This window comes from Methylomonas sp. Uni0011 (assembly GCF_056850255.1).
Map to the genome: position 1 here is coordinate 496,136 of NZ_JBVVNO010000002.1, position 17,931 is coordinate 514,066.

Below are 17,931 nucleotides of genomic sequence, written 5' to 3' on the forward strand. Positions count from 1 at the left end.
CGGTGACACTGACGCCGAGCGTGGCATTGACGGCGAGCCGGCAATACCGGGTTTACATCTCCAACTGGGCAAGCTTGACCGACCAGGCCGGGAACGGAATTGGCTGGACCTATTGGACATTTACGACGGGGGTGCAATAAGATGCAACCAGAACGGAATGTAAATATGTTTCGGGAGCTCGCTGGTCATTCGATCCGGCTGCGGCGGGGAAGTTATTCGCCGATTATGCAACTGGTCAAGAGCTTAGCCATTGTGGCGGTATTGGGTGGAAGTTCCGCAACCTTGGTTGGCTGTTCCGGCGAAGAGGGGGCTGTTACGTCTGAAAAAGCCCGGTCTGAGAAAGCTAACGAAACAGCTCAACTGAAAAACGCGGGTTCAGGCGATGGTTCGGGCGAAAGACCGCTCCTCCCCCCGTCGCCGTCGACACAGCCGACCGACATACCGAGTCGAAGTGAATTGAGGGTCTTGTCCGAGGAGGCCAAATCAATTGAGAATTCGGCTCAACGTGATATCGAGCGATTCGATAATAGCCTTGGCAATCAGCAGGAACGAAACGCGGTTCAAAACGAATTTAAAGCGATGTTGCCTGAGTATAAGGAAAAAATGTTGCAAATCGGCAAGGCTAAGTTGGCGGAACAGGCCAAGACTCGTTAAATTCCTGGTTCCGCGGCCTTCCTTATTTTGCGTTGGCCATTGTTGCGGATTCCCGATTTTTCTTCTGCGGCCGACAGAATGTGCGGCCTGTACACTTGTGATGTTTCTTGATTGTTCAAAACTATCTTATTCCTGCAAAACAACTTTCCATGCGCCCTCCGCAGAAATCCAAATACGTCCAGTCAGTTTGTCGTTAGATTACGACGTTAAATTGAGACAAAATCCGTTTCATGATTAGGCTTCTAAAGCCAGGACTGAGTTTTCATGGCCGCGTAAGCGCCCGGAAACATTGACATTAACGGTCCCGAAAGTAAAATGACCGGCTATTTTTAGCCAACTTGCCCCGGCTGATTCGGCCGTACACTCTCAGACCCTTAGGAAAAGCATTCATGAGCCACACTCTTTACCAAGCCAATGTTCAACGTGTACAACGTTGCGAACTGGCTGTGCCGGGTTCCAATCCGGATATGTTCGAAAAAGCCCTGAAAAGCGGTGTGGACTACATCTTTTTGGATCTGGAAGATGCGGTAGCGCCGGATGACAAATTGCAAGCCCGTAAAAACGTGATCCAGGCCATCAACGATCTGGACTGGGAAGGCCACGGCATCACGCTGTCGGTGCGGATCAACGGCCTCGATACCCAATATATGGTGCGCGACGTGGTCGATCTGGTCGAACAGGCCGGTAGCAAGATCAAAACCTTGCTGGTCCCGAAAGTCGGCGTTTACGGCGATGTCTACATGGTCGAAGCGATGCTGAATCAATTGGAAATGCAGCAAGGGCTGAAAAACAAGATAGGCATCGAAGCCTTGATCGAAACCGCATTGGGCATGGCCAACGTCGAAGACATCGCCAAACAGGGCTCGATCGGCGGTCGGCTGGAGGCCTTGCATTTCGGTGTGGCCGATTATGCCGCCAGCAACCGGGCTCGCACCGTCAACATCGGCGGTTTGAATCCGGATTACCCGGGCGACCAATGGCATTTCGCGATCAGCCGGATGACGGTGGCATGCCGTGCTTACGGTTTACGGCCGATCGACGGCCCGTTCGGCGATATCAAAGACCCGGAAGGTTACAAAGCCGGTGCCCGCCGTGCCGCCGCGCTGGGCTGCGAAGGCAAATGGGCGATTCACCCGTCGCAAATTGCCTTGGCCAATGAAGTCTTCACCCCGCCGCCGGCCGAAGTCGAAAAAGCCAAACGCATTCTGGAAGCTTTAAAGGAAGCCGCCGCCCAAGGCAAAGGCGCCGCCGCACTGGACGGTCGCCTGATCGACGCCGCCTCCGAGCGCATGGCCAACAACATCGTGCGCATGGCCGAGGCGATCGCCGCGAAAAGCCAATAAAAAACATGTAGGTTGGGTTAGCCGATAGGCGTAACCCAACACGACGGCTTTTAATGTTGGGTTACGCTTCGCTTTTATGCCCGAAGGGTAAACCCAACCTACATTTTCCAATTCCACGAGAGAACCCATGGACATTCATGAGTACCAAGCAAAACAATTGCTGTCCGAATACGGTGTAAAGATCGCCGACGGCGGCTTGGCCTACAGCCCGGAGGACGCCGTGCAACGCGCACGCGAAATCGGCGGCCATGTCTGGGTGGTCAAGGCCCAGATTCATTCCGGCGCCCGCGGCAAAGCCGGCGGCATCAAAGTCTGCAAAACCCACGAGGAAGTCAGCGACGCCGCCAACGCCTTGTTGGGTAAACGCCTGGTCACTCACCAAACCGGGCCGGCCGGCAAACAATGTTTGCGCCTGTACGTCGAAGCCGGCACCGACATCGCCAAAGAGTTGTATTTCAGCTTGCTGATCGACCGCGCTCACGAAAAAATCGTCATGGTCGGCTCGGCGCAAGGCGGTATGGAAATCGAAGAACTGGCCGAGACCAACCCCGATGCGATCAAAAAAATCCACATCGAGCCGGCGGTCGGCTTGCAGGATTTTCAGGCGCGGGAAATGGCGTTCGCGCTGGGCCTGGATGCCGACCAGGTGCCGCACGCGGTTAAACTGATTCAAGGTTGCTACCGCGCCATGCGCGACCTGGACGCCAACATGGTCGAGATCAACCCGTTGGTCGTGACCGGACACGGCGACATCATCGCCCTGGACGCGAAAATGGGCTTCGACGACAACGCCTTGTTCCGCCGCCAAAAAATTTCCGAATTGCGCGACAAAACTCAGGAAGACCCGCGGGAAATGGCCGCGGCCGACCGCGGCTTGAGCTATGTCGGCCTGGACGGCGACATCGGCTGCATGATCAACGGCGCCGGCTTGGCGATGGCGACGATGGACATGATCAAGCTGGCGGGCGGCGAGCCGGCCAACTTTTTGGACGTCGGCGGCGGCGCGTCCGCGGAACGGACCGAAAAAGCCTTCCGCATGGTATTGCAAGACAAAAACGTTAAAGCCATGCTGGTCAACATCTTCGCCGGTATCAACCGTTGCGACTGGATTGCCGAAGGCGTGGTGCAGGCCGTGAAAAACATCGATATGAAAGTGCCGCTGGTGGTACGCCTGTCCGGTACCAACGTCGAGTTGGGCCGCAAAATCATCGAAGACAGCGGCTTACCGATCATCACTGCCGACACTTTGGCGGAAGCCGCCGAGAAGGCGGTTGCAGCCCGTAACCAAGTCGTCGCGGCCCTAGGATAAGGAAACAACATGGCAATTTTTATCGATAAATCCACTCGTATCATCGTCCAGGGCTTTACCGGCAAGATCGGTACCTTTCACGCTCAGGACATGATCAACTACGGTTCCAACGTGGTCGGCGGCATTACCCCCGGCAAAGGCGGCCAGAAACATCTGGACCGGCCGGTATTCAATACCGTCAAGGAAGCCGTCGACCAAGCCGGCGCCGAAGCCAGTATCGTCTTCGTGCCGCCGGCTTACGCGGCCGATTCGATCATGGAAGCGGCCGAAGCCGGGATTAAATACTGCGTGGCGATCACCGACGGCATCCCGACCCAGGATATGATGAAAGTCAAAATCTTCCTGAGCCGGTTTCCGAAAGAAAAGCGCATGGTGCTGACCGGTCCTAACTGCGCCGGCACCATCAGCCCCGGTAAGTCGATGCTGGGCATTATGCCGGGCCACATCTACATGCCGGGCAACGTCGGTATCGTCGGCCGGTCCGGTACCTTGGGTTACGAGGCTGCCGATCAGATGAAGCGGCTGGGCATCGGCGTGTCGACCTCGGTCGGCATCGGCGGCGACCCGATCAACGGCAGCTCGCATCGCGACATTTTCGAGCGTTTCGAGCAGGACCCGGAAACCAAAGTGGTCATGATGATCGGCGAGATCGGCGGACCGCAGGAAGTCGAAGCCGGCGTGTTTGCCAAGGAAAACATGAGCAAACCGGTGGTAGCCTACATTGCCGGTTTGACTGCACCCAAAGGCCGGCGCATGGGTCATGCCGGCGCGATCATTTCGGCGTCCGGCGAATCGGCGGCGGAAAAAGTCGAAATGTTGCAAGAACTCGGCGTCACTATCGCGCCGACGCCCGCCGCGATGGGTGAAACCGTGGCCAGAGTGCTGGCCAAGCTCTAAGCCGAGCAGTCCGGCACTTAAGAGAGAAAGCCCGCTAAGCGGGCTTTTTTTTGTCCTGCGCGTTATCCCGGCTTCATCCCGTCGCGGCAAGCTGTTACTATCGTTAGTTTGTGTTTTCCGTCGTATCATGCAATCCGCACGTTTAGTAGAGCGCCTCAAAGCTTACCAATCGCTGACCGCCGACCAGCAGACCATCATGAAGCTGCTGGCCCTGTATTACGGTTACAGTTCACCGACCAATCTGGCCAAATGTCTGGCCGCCTTGGGCATCAAGGAAGCCGGTAAAGCATTGAAGTCCGATGTCGTCAAAAGCCGCCTGAAGCCGCTATTGAAATTGGGGCTGATCGACGAAAACGCCAAATCCGGCGGTAGCCGTTGTTGCCGGACTTTGGTGGAAGTCATCGCCAGGCAAATGGTCGATGCCGGCGAATTCAAACGCTATGCGTCGGCCGTGTTGGCGGCCAATCCGCCCGGTATTGGCTACTACCGTTACGGCAGCGTCGAGGATTGTATCCGCGATGCGCGCTTGCAGTTTTACCGCGGCGACTATCGCAAGGTTGACGAATGCCTGGAAAGCGGCGAGCGCTATCTGGGCAAGTTGCCGCCGGCCAATGAGTTGTATCTGTCCTGGTTTTTGAATCCGTTGGATAGCGCCTGGTTCAGCAAAAACCATCCGCAATTGTTGGTCGGCTTAGCCGCTTACGCCGGAATGCATCAGCTGCTGTACCTTTATGCCGATCCGAAACTCGACGAATTGCTGGCGAGTTTGATGTTCGCCGATAACGGCGAAGGCCTCGGGTTTCTGAATCGGATCGGTCTGGAGTTGCAATTGCTGCGCGGCGACTGGGAAACGGTGGCGACTCGGACTTGCGGCGCAGCCGATCCCGAATTGCAGGCGCTGGCCGCGGCGCTGGCTTTTCTGCGCGGCGACTATGCCGAAGCCGTCAAACTCTACGATGCCGCGCTGGCGGCGCAGCGCAAGCTGGCCGGTCAGCGCAACGCCTATTTCTACGGTCTGGCCGGCGTGTTTTATCCATTGGCGATTCTGAAGCACAATGATGCCAAACAGCGCGCCAAGTTGGGTACGCTGCTGAACCAAGCGATCAAGGGCGACGGTTACTGGATCGGCGTTTACCACGATCTGGCCTTGTTCAACCGCTTCCTGCAAGGCGAACTGCAGCTGCGCAGCCAATTGCTGGCGCCCGAGCCGCCCTACAAAATCGGCGACGGTTATCGCGACAGCGGGTTACCGGAGACCTTACACACGCCGCCGCTGCTATTGCCCCTGATGTCGTTGCTGGTCAAGTTTTGGGTCAAAGCCGACCATTTCCAACGAGTCGATCCGCTGACCCAGAAACTGTACCGGCACCTGCAGGATAACGGCTACCGCTGGCCGGCCGCCGAGTTGGCAACCGTGTTCAAAGTCATCGAGCCGCCGCGTTCCAAGCAATGGGATAGCGAGTTTCTGCAAGGCCGTCCGGTTTTGAGCGATCTATTCGCCAGTCGTGCCGATTGGGAAGTGGCGCTGGATGCGCTGGCAAATCTCCCGGTGGCCGATAAAAAGAATGCCAGTGCGCCCGCCGTGGACAAACCGACCCGATTGGTCTGGCTGTTGGCCTACGACGAGCAAGGCCATCGGGTGCGGATCGAGCCGCGCGAACAAAAGTTGCAAGCCAAGGGCGGTTGGAGCAAGGGCCGGGCGGTGGCCTTGAAGCGGCTGGCGCAGGAAACCGACCAGTTCGATTATTTGACCGAACAGGACTTGAAACTGTGCTCCCACATCAAGGAATACCGGGATAGCGGCTGGTACGGCGGTACCACGTTCTTCGATTTCGACAGCGGCATGCCGCAAGCCTTGATCGGCCACCCGCTATTGTTTTGGGCCGATACGCCGGACGCCAAAGTGGAAGTCTTGAAAGGCGATGCCGAGTTGCGGGTTAAGAAACTGGACGGCGGCGGCAAAATCAAGATCACGCTGGAACCGCAACCCGGTTACGAGCAGAAATTTCATGTCGGCAAGGAAACCCCGACCCGATTGCGGGTGATCGAATTCAGCGCCGAGCACCATAAAATTCACGGCGTCCTCGGCCCAAACGGCCTCGAAGCGCCGGCTTCGGCGCAAGAACGGGTGTTGCAGGCCCTGACGGCGATTTCCGGCGTGTTGACCGTACATTCCGATATCGGCGGCAGCTCCGCTAACGCCGAGCAGGTTGCCGCCGACAGTACGCCGCGGGTGCATCTCCTGCCGCTGGGTGAAGGCTTGCGGGTGGCGGTTTTGATTCGGCCCTTGGCCGACGGCGGCGCCTACTACCGTCCGGGTCACGGCGGCGAGAGCGTGCTGGCCGAGCTGGACGGCCGTCCGGTGCAGGCCGTGCGCGACTTGGCCTTGGAAAAGCGGCGCGCAGCCGACCTGTTGCAAGCTTGTCCGGTGCTGAGCATGGCCGAACAAGACGCTGCCGGCGAATATTTGTTGGAGCAGGTCGAACAGTGCCTGGAATTATTGCTGCAATTGCAGGGGTTGAACGAAGGGGTGGCGATTCTGGAGTGGCCGGAAGGCGTCAAATTCAAGCTGCTCGGACAGACGGTGGGCACCGGGTTGAGCGTGCAAGTCAGACGCGATAACGACTGGTTCAGCGTCCAGGGCGAATTGCGGGTCGACGACAATACCGTAGTCGAAATCCGCCAATTGCTGGGTTTGTTGGACGAGCGCCAGGGCCGCTTCCTCAAATTGAAAGACGGCCAGTTTTTTGCACTGACCGAAGAATTCCGCCGCCGGCTGGAAGATTTAAAGGCTTACGCCGATTTGACCGGCAAGAAAGTCCGGCTTAATCCGTTGGCGGCATTGACGCTGGAAGACTGGCAGGACGAGGCTGGATTTCAGGCCGACCAGCATTGGCAGAACCAGTTGCAACGGCTGAAAGACTCGCGCGACTACCAGCCGCAACTGCCGTCGACCTTCCAAGCCGAGCTGCGCGACTACCAGACCGCCGGCTTTCGCTGGCTGGCGCGGCTGGCGCATTGGGGCGTCGGCGCTTGTCTGGCCGACGACATGGGCCTGGGCAAAACCGTGCAGGGCTTGGCCTTGTTGTTGGCGCGGGCGCCGGACGGGCCCAGCCTGATCGTCGCGCCGACTTCGGTTTGCATGAATTGGGAAAACGAGGCGCGCCGCTTCGCCCCGACCTTGAACCCGCAAATCCTGGCCGGCGGCGACCGCCAGGGTGTGATAGAAAGCCTGGGGCCTTACGATCTGCTGATTTGCAGTTACGGCTTGCTGCAGCAGGAAACCGTGGCGGAGATACTGGCCCAGATCCGGTTCCGGACCGTGATTCTGGACGAGGCGCAATGGATCAAAAATATTGCCACCCGCCGCTCGCAAGGGGCGATGAATTTGCAGGCCGATTTCAAAATGATCATGACCGGCACCCCGTTGGAAAACCATTTGGGCGAATTGTGGAACCTGTTCCGTTTCATCAACCCCGGCTTGTTGGGCTCGCTGGAACAATTCAACCGCCAATTCGCCGGGCCGATCGAGCGCGATGCCAACCCCGAAGCTCGCTACCGGTTGAAGAAACTGATCCAGCCTTTCATCCTGCGCCGCACCAAAACCCAGGTGTTGCAGGAATTGCCGCCGCGGACCGAGATACCGGTTTACGTCGAACTCAGCGCGGAAGAAATGGCGTTTTACGAAGCGCTACGCCGGCAAACGCTGGAAGCCTTGGCCACTGCCGAGACGCCGGCCGGGCAAAAACAATTGCAGATTCTGGCCGCAATCAGCAAGCTGCGACGCAGTTGCTGCAATACCCGCCTGGTCAATTCCGGGGTGGCTTTGCCCAGCAGTAAATTGGCGGCCTTCGGCGATATTGTCGACGAATTGCTGGAGAACAAGCACAAAGCGCTGGTGTTCAGCCAGTTCGTCGACCATCTGCAATTGATCAAGGAATACGTCGAGCAGCGCGGCATCGCTTACCAATATCTGGACGGCAGCACCCCGGCCAAAGAACGCCAGCAACGGGTGGATGCCTTTCAGCGCGGCAACGGCGAATTGTTTTTGATCAGCCTGAAAGCCGGCGGCGTCGGTTTGAACCTGACCGCCGCCGACTACGTGATCCACATGGACCCGTGGTGGAACCCGGCCGTGGAAGACCAGGCTTCCGACCGCGCCCACCGCATGGGCCAGCAGCGGCCGGTGACGATCTACCGGATGATTGCCAAGCAGACCATCGAGGAAAAAATCGTCGCCTTGCATAGCCACAAACGCGATCTGGCCGATAGCCTGCTGGACGGCGCCGACGTCAGCGGCAAAGTCTCGGCGGACGAATTGCTGAGTTTGATGAAAGGGGACGCTTAACACGAAAATCCGGCCGCAGCCGGATTTTCCGAGCGCTCATGGTTGGCGTAGATTGTGTTTTTTGCGGGCGATGTTGCGGCTGGCCTTGTTTTGCTGGTGATTCAGCCGGGCCCGCTCTGCCGGCGTGACAACGCCGTCGGCCTGAGCCGCGTTTTCCTGACGTTCGATCCGCATCTGTTGATGCTCCAGGCGGTTGGCTTCGCGCCGGGTCAACTCGCCGGACTCGATACCTTGCTCGATACGTTGTTCCTGGATTTCCTGGCGGCGGTCGACGCGCGGCATATCGACCCCGGCCCAGGCGGTTTGGCAAAGCGCCATAGCGGCCAGCAGGCCGGCTTTAGTAAAGTTGTTCATGTTCGCCTCTTCGAAAATAGGTTTGTCCCACCGCCGCTGATGCCGCAGGGTGGCTGTCCGGCGCGTTAGAGATACTGCACCGGTATCCGCATTTTAGCCGGATTTATTAACCCCGCCTTAACCCGCCGCCGCCGCCAACCGCCGGCAATTGTAGCCTGCCGAATTAACAGTTTTCGCTAAACCGTTGAGTTAAAAAAACAAGTAAGAAAGTAGCGAATCACTAGTAAAAAAATCCGTGGTCAACACAATATATTGTGCTAGTATTTTTACAAAGCACTATATCCAGTATGCATTGAGCGGGCATCATTTATGCCGCACCGCTTGCCGCATCGAACATTCCGGCGTACCGGCCCAGCCGGCAACACCGTTCCGTAATCAACTCAAAAATAACAAGGGAAGCTACGAATGACCGCAAAACTTCATGTTGTGACGTCAAACGATACCGATATTCCGCTGCAAAGCGCTTCGCTGGACATCTGGGACAGCAAGTACCGTTTGAAGACCAAGGACGGCCGCGCCATCGACGACACCATCGACGATACCTACAAGCGGGTGGCCAAGGCCTTGTCCAGTGTGGAGAAAACCAAAGCCTTGCAGGAAAAGCATTACAAAGAATTCCTGTGGGCCTTGCGCAAGGGCGTGATTCCGGCCGGCCGTATCGTTTCCAACGCCGGCGCGCTGGAGCATAAACCGGCGACCTCCACGATTAACTGCACCGTGTCCGGCATCATCGAAGACTCGATGGACGACATCTTGCGTAAAGTCCACGAAGCCGGCCTGACCCTGAAAGCCGGTTGCGGCATCGGCTATGAGTTTTCGACTCTGCGGCCGCGCGACGCTTACGTCTCCGGCGCCGGCGCCTACACCTCCGGCCCGCTGTCGTTCATGGATATCTACGACAAGATGTGCTTTACCGTGTCGTCCGCCGGCGGCCGCCGCGGCGCGCAAATGGCGACCTTCGACGTCGCCCATCCGGACGTGGTCGACTTCATCCGCGCCAAGCGCGAAGACGGCCGTTTGCGCCAGTTCAACCTGTCGCTATTGATTACCAGCGAATTCGTCGAAGCCGTCAAAAACAACGGCCAGTGGCCGTTGTCGTTCCCGGTCACCGAGCGCGAAGCCAATGCCGACAAACTGGATTTGACCGACACCAGCAAAATCATCTGGCGCGATCTGCCCAATAAAAAAGGCTACGTGGTCAACGAAGCCGGCCTGGTGGCCTGCCGCATTACCAAAGTGATGCCGGCGCGCCGCCTGTGGGACATCATCATGTCCTCCACCTACGATTACGCCGAACCGGGTTTCATTCTGATCGACAAGGTCAACGAGATGAACAACAACTGGTTCTGCGAGCACATCCGTGCCACCAATCCCTGCGGCGAACAGCCGTTGCCGCCTTACGGCTCCTGCCTGCTCGGTTCGATCAATCTGACCCGCTTCGTCCACCAACCGTTCGGCAAGGAAGCTAAATTCGATTGGGACGATTACCGCAAGACCATCCGCATCTTTACCCGCATGCTGGACAACGTGGTGGAAATCAACGGCTTGCCGCTGGAAAAACAGCGCGACGAAATCACCAGTAAGCGCCGCCACGGCATGGGCTACTTAGGCTTGGGTTCGACCATCACCATGCTGGGCATGAAATACGGCGATGCCGATTCGCTGGCCTTTACCGAGCAAGTCACCAAGGAACTGGCTTTGGAAGGCTGGCGCACCGGCCTGGAGCTGGCCAAGGAAAAAGGCCCGGCGCCGATCATGGAGCAGATGTTCGAAGTGACCGGCGAAATGCTGCACAAACGCCCGGAAATGAAAGCCGACGGCTACAAACTCGGCGACCAGGTGCCGGGCCGGGTTTTGCACGCCAAGTACAGCCGTTACATGCAGAAAGTCGCCCAGGAAGAGCCGGAGTTGGTGGCGGAACTGGCCGATGTCGGCTGTCGCTTTACCCACCACAGCTCGATCGCCCCAACCGGCACCATTTCCTTGTCCTTGGCCAACAACGCCAGCAACGGCATCGAGCCCAGCTTTGCCCACCATTATTCGCGCAACGTGATCCGCGAGGGTAAAAAGTCCAAGGAAAAGATCGACGTGTTCTCGTTCGAACTGCTGGCCTACCGCCATCTGGTCAACCCGGACGCGATGCCTTACAGCGACGACCCGAAACAAAAACTGCCGGATTATTTCATTGCCGCCGACGATATCAGCCCGAAACAACACGTCGACATCCAGGCCTCCGCCCAACGCTGGATCGACTCGTCGATCTCGAAAACCGCCAACGTGCCGACCGACTACCCGTACGAAGATTTCAAGTCGATTTACGAATACGCTTACGAGCAAGGCCTGAAAGGCTGCACCACCTTCCGCTTCAACCCGGAAGTGTTCCAGGGCGTGCTGGTCAAGGAATCGGATCTGGAAAACACCACCTACCAATTCACGCTGGAAGACGGCCACGTCGTGGAATTCAAAGGCAACGACGAAGTGGAATACGACGGCGAAATTCACACCGCGGCCAATTTGTTCGATGCGTTGAAGGAAGGGTATTACGGGAAGTTTTGATTCGTCTTGGGAGATTTGCCATGCCAGCGATTTCAATGTTTTACGGCATCATCGTCTACATGTATTTTCTGGATAACAAGCAGCACAAACTGCCGCATATCCATGCCAAATACCAAGACTGCGAAGTCGTAGTCGCGATTCCCGAAGGTGAAGTTCTGGAAGGCGAGATCCCCAAAGCCCAAATGAAATTGCTGCAGGCTTGGATCGAACTGCATAAGGACGAACTGATGGCCGATTGGCAATTGGCTGTTACCGGCGAGCAACCCTATAAAATCGAACCGTTGAGGTAAGCCATGAACCCGAGAGTCAAATCGGTACAAGCCGGCGACGATTACTCGTTAATGCTGGAATTCACCGACGGTAGCCAGGGCGTTTACGACTGCACACCCTTGTTGGATTTCGGCGTATTCAAGGAATTGAGCGACAGGCAGTATTTCAAACGCGCCGCAGTGGTCGACGGCACGGTAGTCTGGCCGCACGAGCAGGATATTTGCCCGGATACGCTCTACCTCGATTCGGTAAAACGGGCAAACGCCTCCTAATTTTTAAGAACATACACGGCTCGTTACACAGGCGAGTCGACAACCTTTTTAGGTAAACGAGATGACCCTACACAAAATCAACAAAAAAATCGTCGGCTACAAAGTGCTGAGCAAAGACAGCGCGGAAGCGGTGCAACAAGCGGAAGCCGAAAAACCTTCGCTGGAGTCGATGCACGAAAACGTCGAGCGGCCGGAAGTCTTGTTGGGCTCGACTTACAAAATCAAAACTCCGCAGTCCGAGCACGCCTTGTACATCACGATCAACGACATGATCCTCAACCAAGGCACCGCCCACGAAGAACGTCGGCCCTACGAAATCTTCATCAACTCCAAAAACATGGAGCATTTCCAATGGGTACTGGCCTTGACCCGGGTGATCTCGGCCGTGTTCCGGAAAGGCGGCGACGCCACGTTCTTGGTGGAAGAAATGAAAGCGGTGTTCGACCCGCGCGGTGGCTACTTCAAAAAAGGCGGCGTGTTCATGCCGTCCTTGGTGGCGGAAATCGGTTCGGCGATCGAATCGCACATGAAGCACATCGGCATGATCAAGCCGGAAAAAATGACCGATCATCAAAAGCAGTTTTTGGCCGAAAAACGCCGGGAATTCGAAGCCGCGCATGGTGAGTCGGATGCCCAGGCGTTTCCGGAAAAGGCGGTGTTATGCGTGAAGTGTTCGACCAAGGCGATGGTGTTGATGGATGGGTGTATGACTTGTTTGAATTGTGGGGAGTCGAAGTGTGGTTAATAATTTCGCCTGATGTTATTCAATGGATTTGATATATCGTAAACATGCGATCATTCGCATGTTCGAACGCAGTATCCGTGATGAGGATATTCGTTCGGTATTATCGTCAGGCGAAATAATTTCGGATTATCCAAACGATACTCCGTACCCCAGTCGTTTGATTTTGGGTTGGATCGACGGAAACCCAATTCACGTTTTATCTGCGCAATCGGAAAACGGTCAGACGATTATCATCACGGCTTATCGCCCTGATCCAAAACTGTGGGAATGCGATTTTAAGAGGAAAAAGTCATGAAATGTCCAATTTGCAAACATGGCGAAACGATTAACGGTACTGCAAGCATGACGTTGGAAAGAGGCGGAGCGACTTTGATTTTTAAAAACGTTCCGGCGCAGATTTGTAATAACTGCGGGGAAGAGTTTTTCAACGAAAGCATTACCGCCTCAATTCTCGAGCAGGCTGAATCCGCTGTTAATGCCGGCGTTGAACTCGATATTAGGCAATATCGAGCTGCTTGATGGCGATTTTGGTTGGATTTGTAGAGTAGATGCCGATAGGTGATCCGCCAATTGGATGCCGTCATTTTTGGGGGAACATATGAAAATTCCGCCTTATGCGTTGATTTTAGAAAAATTTTAAAAAGTGTCAGGGAGAGCATCATGGCAATCAGCCGTCTTTATATAAAAAACTTTAAAGGTGTTGGATCTGGGAAATGGATAGATATTAAACCTATTTCCGTTTTTATTGGAGCAAACTCATCTGGAAAAAGCAGTTGTATTCACGCTCTGGCTTGTCTAAGCCAAACTCTAAAAGTTCCAAATAATTCAACACCATTAGTGATTGACGATGAATATGCTAATGTTCACTTGGGAAGATTTATAGAAGTTATTCACTCAAAATCTTATCAAGACACTCTTGCGCTTGGCGTAACCCTTCAAGATGTTTTATATCATGAGTTTGACGAAAAAAATAAGCCTGTTGCTAAAAAATCGGCTGTAGAAGCAATTTATGAGTTTAAATGCTCTCAACGTACCCAGGATATTCGCATTGAAAACGCAAGCGTTAAAATTGGAGATATAGAATATGGTTACAAATGGAGTAATAAAGGATACGTAATTACGAATAAAAATACATCGTCGAAAATTACATGTGAACTAAGTGCTGGTTTTTTAGTTGATCCAGAGAGTATATTTAGAGGGATTAATAGCGGAGATCCAAAGTCATTTTTTCCCTTGTTTAGAGTTCAAGCGGTCTTATCGGCTGAGTTAATAAATACTTTCTATCTTGGTCCTTTCAGAGAGTCTCCCAGAAGAAAATATGAAACGCGTGGTGCAAATCCATCTGAAGTAGGTGCGCGTGGTGAATCTGCAATTACGATGCTAGCAAACGAGTCGTTTCAAACGACTAAGCGCCCGCATATCAAACAGATTGCGCGATGGCTTCAAAAATTGGGATTGGCAAACTCTGTTAATTTGTCGAGAGTTGGAAAATCAGACCTTGTTGATTTACAGCTTGGGTTAGATGATGGCGCAGAGTTTCCTATAGCAGACTTAGGATATGGTCTTTCGCAGATTTTACCTGTGCTTACTCAATGTAGTTTTGCTCCACATAATGCAACGCTTTTGTTTGAACAACCTGAGATCCACTTGCATACCAAATCGTCCAGAGAGCTTGCAACAGTTTTTATTGATACGATTAATTCAAAGTCCTAAAATATCATAATAGAAACACATTCGCCAGATTTGGTTAAAGAATTTATGCGAAAGTTAAAGGATGGCTCTTTAGCTGTAGATAACTTTGCTCTTTATAAGGTCGCACGCAATCAAAATGAAACTTGTATTCATCAGATAGAAATTGATGAAGAGAATGACTATGATGTTTATGAAAATTGGGAACAAGGTATCTCAATTTAGCCGCGTAGGGTGGGCACGGTTTTTGTGCCCACGCGGAATTAAAAGCTTGAATGGGTCTTGTTTCGCTATCGCGAAGCCCAATTTAATGCCGGTTCGCGGACCGGCAACCGCGATACTTTCTTTTGTTTGGCCAAAAGAAAGTATCCAAAGAAAAGGCCACCCCGATGCCGCTTATATCCTGCGCGCCGGAGGGTTTGAGCGGGGTTTTCGGAAGGGCTGTCCTAGCCCTCCGAAAACGCGCGGCATCCCTGCCGCGCCCCTGCCGGGCTGTTCCGCCCAAACCCTCCGGTGCTCGGTGCGGCATAGGGGATTGGGTATGCGCTTCGCGCGAAAAGGTGTGGCCGCTTTGCGGCCCTTTTTTTCTGGTTCCCACGCGCTGCGTGGGAACCAGACTTGCCCGCGTCGCGGGCCGATTGCCCCAGGGCATTGATTGGTAACCAAGCTCCGGCTTGGTTACCTGATCTTGGAAGCTGTCGCTTCTCGATTAGATTAACGAAAGCTGGAGCTTTCAAGCTAAAGTTCCCAAACTGGAGTTTGGGAACCAGAAACTGTATTAGTTGTGTAGATATCGTGAAGCCTGATTTAACGCCGGCTGGCCGGAAGCAGACCAATGAGCATTATTTTGTTGCCCGGTAAGCTGCTGATTACCTGCGAGACCGGTTCGGGGTTGGTCCCGTTATTTCGCCTGCGTAGCATCCGAAGGGCGAAGCTCAGGGATGAGTCGAGTGAGCTAGGAGGAATGCTGGGTCCCCTTTTCTTTGGATACTTTCTTTTGGCGACGCAAAAGAAAGTATCTCGGCTGTCGGGCCGAGACCCGACGTAAATCAATCGTCGCGATGGCGACACCGCTAAAACAAAACACACCATACTCATGCAAATCTGGATCGACGCCGACGCCTGCCCCAAGGCGATCAAAGACATTCTGTTTCGGGCGGCGGAGCGCTGCCAGTTGACGACCACGCTGGTGGCGAACCAAAGCATCCCAATCCCGCCCTCGCGTTATATCCGCATGCTGCGCGTCGCCGGGGGCTTCGACGTGGCGGATAACGAGATCGTGCAGCGTATGGTAGCCGGAGATCTGGTCGTGACCGGCGATATTCCGCTGGCGGCGCAAGCGATCGCCAAAGGCGGCCACGTTATCGATCCGCGCGGCGAGCGTTACAGCGAACACAATATCGGCGAACGTTTGGCGATGCGCGACTTCATGGACGGCTTGCGCAGCAGCGGCGTCGATACCGGCGGCCCGGCGGCGTTGAGTGCGCGCGACGTCCAAGCCTTTGCCAACCAACTGGACCGCTTGCTGGCCCGGCCTGTCGGCGAGCGTTAAGCTGCTCGGTTCCGGTCGTGCTAGCTGGGTCGGCTTCGATTTTGCCTATAACGTTACTCCCGCATGCCGTCGGGAAGCTGTTTCTGTCCGTTTTGCGCTACTTCAATCGACCGCAACTCCAGCTTTGGATCATCGCCGCAATCGAAAAGTGTTACGGCCGATCGCGGCGGATACCCAATAAAACCGGATGTTTCTGCAATAGGGAGTATGATCGGACATTGGGGTGATGTTGCCCGACGTTTAACGCAGGGCTTTACCGGAGTAAATTATGGCTTCACTGGATATGTACGGCGCTTATGATCTGAGCCTGGCTAAGATCGACGAATTGGTTACCAAAATCTCCGAGGGCAATTATGCCCTGGGAGTGATCAATCAAAACACGCATAAATTCGTCGTCAAGTATGTCGGGCGGGCTGAAGAAGATCTCAACGTGCGGTTGAAACAGCATGTCGGTAAATACCCCAAATTCAAGTTCAGCTACGCCGTGTCGCCACAAGCGGCGTTCGAGAAGGTATGCCGCAACTTTCACGATTTCGGCGGTACCCAAAAACTGCGCAATACCGTCCATCCCAAACCGCCGGCGCACGCCGATTGGAAATGCCCTTGCTGCGGCATGTCCGCCGATTAAGCGCTAGTTTGCGCCGCTGTTAAGCCTCAATTTATCGGCGAGGTTTCTTGAGGCTGCGGCTGCCGGTGCTTGGCGGCCTGTAGTCGGAGTTTACTGCTTGATGCCGGTGGAAACGAAGGTTCCCAACACGTTGTCGCTGCAGGTCGCGGTGATCTCGTTGCCGTCGCTGCTGACGGTGCCGCTGCAATTGCCCTGCGAAGTCCAGCCGTTTTGATATTGGGCGAAATAGTTGTAGCTGATGTTCTGGGCGACGACTGTCCCGCTGCCCTTGGACTCGTAGCCTATGCCTTGCGGCAGCATGCCCCAACTGTTGAACTGAAAACCGGTATTTTGCTGGACGATGCGCGAGCCGTTGGCCGGTGCGGCGGGGTTGTACCAAGTGCCGCTGATATCGATGACAGGCACCGGCAGGGCAACTTGGGTGTTGCTGCTGAGATGATGGGATGCATTGGCGGTCGGCTCAGGCGTGACTGCCGTTGCTGTTGGCGGAGAGACCTGCGGTTTGGGGGAAATTTTATCCCAATTGCTGATCGCCGCGACCGCGACCGAGCCGATCACGGTGATTACGGTAGCAATGATGGTGGCGTTAGGGCCGGATTCCGCCATGATTTTCTCCTGCTGGCTGTTTTCGGCGGATTATAGCGCGGCCGGCGAATTCGCTGCAGGGCCTTAGCTGCGGAACGAAGCGCAGCGCGTCGATCGTGTAATCCGGTGCATGTTGTGATTGAAATGCCTGGGTTTATGGTGTCGCTACCGCGCAGTCAAATTTAACGCCGGCTCGCGGTCCGGCATTTAAAAAGCAGCCGTCGCGAATCCGCGCGACGTGCAAACCTTTGCCAACCAACCGGACTGCTTGCGGGCCCGGCCTGCCGGCGAGGTTTAAGCCGCCCGGTTCCGGTGTTGGCTATGCCGACGCTGGAGAGGGACTGTTTTTATAGCGTTTGATTTCGGTTGCAACCAGGAGGTGGAGATGAAAAAAATCAGTATTCTGTATCCTAACCGGGCGGGTGCCCGCTTCGATTTTGCTTATTACCTGGATTCCCACATGCCGCTGTCGATAGCACGCCTCAGCGCCCACCCAGGGTATCGCGGAGTATCGGTCGAGCGGGGGCTTAGCGGCGCGGTGCCGGGTAGCGAGCCGGTTTATGTCGCGATGTGTCATTTTCTGTTCGAATCGGTGGACGATTTTTTGGCGGCTTTTATGCCGCATGCCGCCGAATTACAGGGTGATATGCCGAATTACACCGATATAGAACCGGTGATTCAGCTCAACGACGTGTTGATTTCTGCGTAATTCGGCAGCTTGATCTGACC

Annotated in this window: 19 protein-coding genes; 17 read left to right on the top strand and 2 right to left on the bottom strand. The window is 55.1% G+C overall.

Annotated elements, in window-relative coordinates:
* The first annotated feature begins 2 nt into the window (after positions 1–2).
* The 6 genes from AC0IM9_RS04955 to AC0IM9_RS04980 all read left to right on the top strand — a co-directional run bounded on the left by AC0IM9_RS04955 (position 3) and on the right by AC0IM9_RS04980 (position 8,551).
* On the top strand, positions 3–140 hold the full coding sequence (locus AC0IM9_RS04955; protein WP_482803317.1) for an Ig-like domain-containing domain: 138 nt from the start codon (positions 3–5) through the stop codon (positions 138–140).
* A 25-nt stretch (positions 141–165) separates the two neighbouring features.
* Positions 166–654 (top strand): hypothetical protein, encoded by a 489-nt coding sequence (locus tag AC0IM9_RS04960; RefSeq protein WP_140914152.1) that lies wholly within the window; start codon positions 166–168, stop codon positions 652–654.
* A 389-nt stretch (positions 655–1,043) separates the two neighbouring features.
* Positions 1,044–1,997, top strand: coding sequence for an HpcH/HpaI aldolase/citrate lyase family protein (locus tag AC0IM9_RS04965; RefSeq protein WP_140914153.1), 954 nt, complete (start codon positions 1,044–1,046; stop codon positions 1,995–1,997).
* Between the two features lie 127 nt (positions 1,998–2,124).
* The gene (locus AC0IM9_RS04970) at positions 2,125–3,306 is read left to right on the top strand and encodes a malate--CoA ligase subunit beta (protein ID WP_140914154.1); all 1,182 of its coding nucleotides are present in this window, start codon (positions 2,125–2,127) and stop codon (positions 3,304–3,306) included.
* 9 nt (positions 3,307–3,315) lie between these two features.
* The gene (gene sucD / locus AC0IM9_RS04975) at positions 3,316–4,203 is read left to right on the top strand and encodes a succinate--CoA ligase subunit alpha (protein ID WP_140914155.1); all 888 of its coding nucleotides are present in this window, start codon (positions 3,316–3,318) and stop codon (positions 4,201–4,203) included.
* 127 nt (positions 4,204–4,330) lie between these two features.
* A complete protein-coding gene (locus tag AC0IM9_RS04980) occupies positions 4,331–8,551 on the top strand; it encodes a DEAD/DEAH box helicase (protein ID WP_482803272.1) in 4,221 nt (1,406 codons plus the stop codon).
* Between the two features lie 36 nt (positions 8,552–8,587).
* On the opposite strand, the gene AC0IM9_RS04985 is transcribed toward AC0IM9_RS04980, so the two are convergent.
* Positions 8,588–8,905, bottom strand: coding sequence for a hypothetical protein (locus tag AC0IM9_RS04985; RefSeq protein ID WP_140914157.1), 318 nt, complete (start codon positions 8,903–8,905; stop codon positions 8,588–8,590).
* Positions 8,906–9,310: 405 nt separating this feature from the next.
* Between AC0IM9_RS04985 and AC0IM9_RS04990 the strand changes: the two genes are divergently transcribed.
* The 10 genes from AC0IM9_RS04990 (at position 9,311) to AC0IM9_RS05035 (ending at position 16,617) form a co-directional block, all read left to right on the top strand.
* Positions 9,311–11,461, top strand: coding sequence for an adenosylcobalamin-dependent ribonucleoside-diphosphate reductase (locus tag AC0IM9_RS04990; protein WP_482803273.1), 2,151 nt, complete (start codon positions 9,311–9,313; stop codon positions 11,459–11,461).
* 20 nt (positions 11,462–11,481) lie between these two features.
* Positions 11,482–11,751, top strand: a complete 270-nt coding sequence (locus tag AC0IM9_RS04995) for a DUF4160 domain-containing protein (RefSeq protein WP_140914159.1) — start codon at positions 11,482–11,484, stop codon at positions 11,749–11,751.
* A gap of 3 nt (positions 11,752–11,754) precedes the next feature.
* Positions 11,755–12,003 carry a DUF2442 domain-containing protein gene (locus AC0IM9_RS05000; RefSeq protein WP_140914160.1) on the top strand — a complete coding sequence of 83 codons (249 nt, stop codon included), beginning with the start codon at positions 11,755–11,757 and terminating at the stop codon, positions 12,001–12,003.
* A gap of 61 nt (positions 12,004–12,064) precedes the next feature.
* The gene (locus AC0IM9_RS05005; protein WP_140914161.1) at positions 12,065–12,748 is read left to right on the top strand and encodes a TSCPD domain-containing protein; all 684 of its coding nucleotides are present in this window, start codon (positions 12,065–12,067) and stop codon (positions 12,746–12,748) included.
* Between the two features lie 22 nt (positions 12,749–12,770).
* Positions 12,771–13,043 (top strand): DUF4258 domain-containing protein, encoded by a 273-nt coding sequence (locus AC0IM9_RS05010; protein ID WP_278211475.1) that lies wholly within the window; start codon positions 12,771–12,773, stop codon positions 13,041–13,043.
* Positions 13,040–13,267 carry a type II toxin-antitoxin system MqsA family antitoxin gene (locus AC0IM9_RS05015; protein ID WP_482803274.1) on the top strand — a complete coding sequence of 76 codons (228 nt, stop codon included), beginning with the start codon at positions 13,040–13,042 and terminating at the stop codon, positions 13,265–13,267. Before AC0IM9_RS05010 ends, AC0IM9_RS05015 begins: the two co-directional genes overlap by 4 nt.
* Positions 13,268–13,318: 51 nt before the next feature.
* Positions 13,319–14,461, top strand: a complete 1,143-nt coding sequence (locus AC0IM9_RS05020) for an AAA family ATPase (RefSeq protein ID WP_482803275.1) — start codon at positions 13,319–13,321, stop codon at positions 14,459–14,461.
* A gap of 45 nt (positions 14,462–14,506) precedes the next feature.
* The gene (locus AC0IM9_RS05025; RefSeq protein ID WP_482803276.1) at positions 14,507–14,662 is read left to right on the top strand and encodes a hypothetical protein; all 156 of its coding nucleotides are present in this window, start codon (positions 14,507–14,509) and stop codon (positions 14,660–14,662) included.
* An 871-nt stretch (positions 14,663–15,533) separates the two neighbouring features.
* Complete coding sequence (locus AC0IM9_RS05030) at positions 15,534–15,989, top strand: YaiI/YqxD family protein (protein WP_482803277.1); 456 nt, start codon at positions 15,534–15,536, stop codon at positions 15,987–15,989.
* Positions 15,990–16,257: 268 nt separating this feature from the next.
* Positions 16,258–16,617: a hypothetical protein gene (locus AC0IM9_RS05035; RefSeq protein WP_445370970.1), complete on the top strand. Its 360-nt coding sequence runs from the start codon at positions 16,258–16,260 to the stop codon at positions 16,615–16,617.
* A 90-nt stretch (positions 16,618–16,707) separates the two neighbouring features.
* Here AC0IM9_RS05035 and AC0IM9_RS05040 read toward each other — a convergent pair whose 3' ends face one another.
* On the bottom strand, positions 16,708–17,223 hold the full coding sequence (locus AC0IM9_RS05040; protein ID WP_482803278.1) for a hypothetical protein: 516 nt from the start codon (positions 17,221–17,223) through the stop codon (positions 16,708–16,710).
* Between the two features lie 364 nt (positions 17,224–17,587).
* Between AC0IM9_RS05040 and AC0IM9_RS05045 the strand changes: the two genes are divergently transcribed.
* Positions 17,588–17,911: an EthD family reductase gene (locus AC0IM9_RS05045; RefSeq protein ID WP_482803279.1), complete on the top strand. Its 324-nt coding sequence runs from the start codon at positions 17,588–17,590 to the stop codon at positions 17,909–17,911.
* The last annotated feature ends 20 nt before the right edge of the window (positions 17,912–17,931 follow it).